Annotated in this window: 2 protein-coding genes and 1 pseudogene; 1 reads left to right on the plus strand and 2 read right to left on the minus strand. The window is 51.4% G+C overall.

Features of this window, described 5'->3' with window-relative positions; genetic code table 11:
- A pseudogene (locus tag ABYP73_RS12815) lies at nt 1-944 on the plus strand (ribonucleoside-diphosphate reductase, adenosylcobalamin-dependent); the annotation flags it as partial.
- Between the two features lie 156 nt (nt 945-1100).
- Here the strand turns inward: ABYP73_RS12815 and ABYP73_RS12820 are convergent.
- Nucleotides 1101-1241 (minus strand): hypothetical protein, encoded by a 141-nt coding sequence (locus tag ABYP73_RS12820; protein WP_372946296.1) that lies wholly within the window; start codon nt 1239-1241, stop codon nt 1101-1103.
- Between the two features lie 124 nt (nt 1242-1365).
- A partial coding sequence (locus tag ABYP73_RS12825; RefSeq protein ID WP_372974595.1) for a sugar porter family MFS transporter occupies nt 1366-2625 on the minus strand: 1260 nt, incomplete at its 5' end.

Genomic DNA, 2625 nt, shown 5'->3' on the forward strand with positions numbered 1-2625 from the left:
ATGAGGTGGGGGATTCCTGGGAGGAATACCCGGTCTTTCACCACCAGTTCAAAGCCTGGATGACCGCCAACGGATACGATTCAGAAAAGCACTACACCCAGGAGGAGATCAATGCTCTGGTAGAAAAATCTCCTTACTTCAAGGCGACCTCCAATGACGTGGACTGGTTGAGTAAAGTTCGCCTGCAGGGGGCTGTCCAGAAATGGGTAGACCACTCCATCAGTGTTACCATCAACCTCCCCAATGACGTTTCTGAACAACTGGTGGGAGAACTTTACCTGGAAGCCTGGAAAGCGGGCTGCAAAGGGGTGACCGTTTACCGGGATGGCTCACGTTCCGGCGTGCTGATCTCAGGGGAGGAAAAGAAAGAGGACCAGGCCAACACGCTGACCCCCTTCCCAACCAAAAGGCCCCAGGTACTGGAGGCCGATGTGGTGAGGTTCCAGAACAACAAGGAGAAATGGATCGCCTTTATTGGCCTGATCGACGACAATCCGTATGAGATCTTTACCGGACTGGCCGATGATGAGGACGGGATCCTGATCCCCCGATGGGTAACCCAAGGCCTGATCATCAAAAGCAGGGACGAGGACGGAAATTCCCGATATGACTTCCAGTACAAGAACACGAGGGGGTACAAGACCACTATCGAAGGCCTGTCTCACAAATTCGATCCTGAGTACTGGAACTATGCCAAGCTTATCTCAAGCACCCTCAGACACGGGATGCCGATTGAGAAGGTCGTCGACCTGATCAACAGCCTGCACCTGGACAGCGAACAGATCAATACCTGGAAGAACGGTGTCGCTCGTGCCCTGAAACGATTTGTAGCCGATGGGGTAGCAGCCAAAGGGCAGAAATGCAGCAATTGCGAGTCGGCCAACCTCGTCTATCAGGAAGGCTGCCTTACCTGCAAGGACTGCGGTTCTTCAAAATGCGGTTAATGTATCTTGATACTAGGCTGAGAAACCTGGCATTTTAGAGAGCGGAACAAGGAAAATAATCAGATGTCCAACTGGATTGCGCGGGTACCGTTATGTATCGGGAAGTTGGCCTTTTTAGGATAATAAATGGTGTCAGGGATTCGGAATCGGTCCCGATCAGGACCAGACGCCGAACAGGGCCAGAATGAGTGCCACCACCACGGATGCGAGGATCAAAACCAGTACCGCGACCATAACGCGAAGAAACCAATTCAATATTTTGGTGCCAAAGCTCAGTTGTTCATCCATTGTTCTCATGCTTAGGTGAAAGTTACAAAAAAAACCAAAGCCGGGTTTTTATTTGCACCTTCCAATTTGAACAAAAAAAGACGGGATATTGCATTTTAAAGGTATGCCGCTAAAATTTTCGACAAATGGAGGCTTAGCTGCGGTCGTCTTTTGTTGCCTGCGGACTCAGCTTAAGGCTGAGTTCCTCCAGGGAAACCCCTTTGGTCTCCGGCATCATAAAGATCACAAACAGCAACTGAAGCACCATCATGAAAGCAAAAATACTAAAGACGATCCCGGGCCCCACACTGCTGAACAGGAAGGGGATGGAAGAGGGGATGATGGCAGCCAAAACCCAGTGGACGGAACACCCGAAACTCTGGCCATATCCCCTTAGATGGTTGGGAAAGATTTCGGAGATGAACACCCAGATGACGGTTCCCTGCCCTATGGCATGAGCTGCTATAAAGATAAAGAGGAAACCCGCTACCACCAATCCTTCCCACTCCATGAAAAAGGCACAGGCCACCAGGGTAAGCGACAGGATATATCCCACAGACCCAATGTACATCAGTTGCTTCCGTCCCATGCGGTCGATCAGGTTGATTCCTATCAGGGTAAAGACCATGTTGGTCACCCCGATCCCTATACTACTGAGCAGGGCTGCACTCGATCCGAGTCCGGCTTCCTCCAGGATTCTGGGAGCGTAATAAAGGAAGGCATTGATCCCAGAGAACTGGTTGAAGAAGGCGATCAGAAAAGCCAGGATCAGGGGGAAGCGGTATTTGCGGATAAAGATGGTCTCTCCCGGGATGGTGTTCATATTCTCGAGTTTTACATCTTCCAGGAGTTGTTCGATATTACCTTGTGGGTTTATCTGTTGTAATACGCTTCGGGATTCATCGAATCGGGACCTGCTGAGAAGCCAACGCGGACTTTTAGGAAGTCCCAAGGACATGACCGTATATACAAATGCCGGGATAGCTTCCACACCAACCATCCACCTCCAGGCATTCTCCCCTACGTTGCTGAGCAGATAATTGGAAAAAAAGGCGATCAGGATCCCAAAGACAATGTTGAACTGGTAAAGGCCGACCAGTTTTCCCCTGTTTTTGGCCGGGGCTATCTCCGAGATGTAGGTGGGGGCTGCCACTGTTGAGGCGCCCACACCCAGGCCGCCGACAAACCTGAAGATCGCAAAGGTCACCGGATCGTTGGAGAAGGCCGAGCCCAGGGCAGAAACGGTGTAGAGTACGCCTATCCACACAAGGGTTTTTTTCCTTCCCAGCTGGTTCGTCGGGAAGCCTCCCAGCAGGGCGCCGACCACGGTTCCCCACAGAGCCATACCGATGACCACTATGCCGTGAAAACTGTCGGACGACTGCCACAGGGTTTGCAGCGTTTTTTCCGCTCC

Source organism: Muriicola sp., assembly GCF_041567615.1.
Taxonomy (GTDB): Bacteria; Bacteroidota; Bacteroidia; order Flavobacteriales; family Flavobacteriaceae; genus Muriicola.

Bases quoted from the DNA above. Each gene is read 5' to 3' on its own strand.
- ABYP73_RS12820 (WP_372946296.1), bottom strand. From the start codon at position 1,241: ATGAGAACAATGGATGAACAACTGAGCTTTGGCACCAAAATATTGAAT.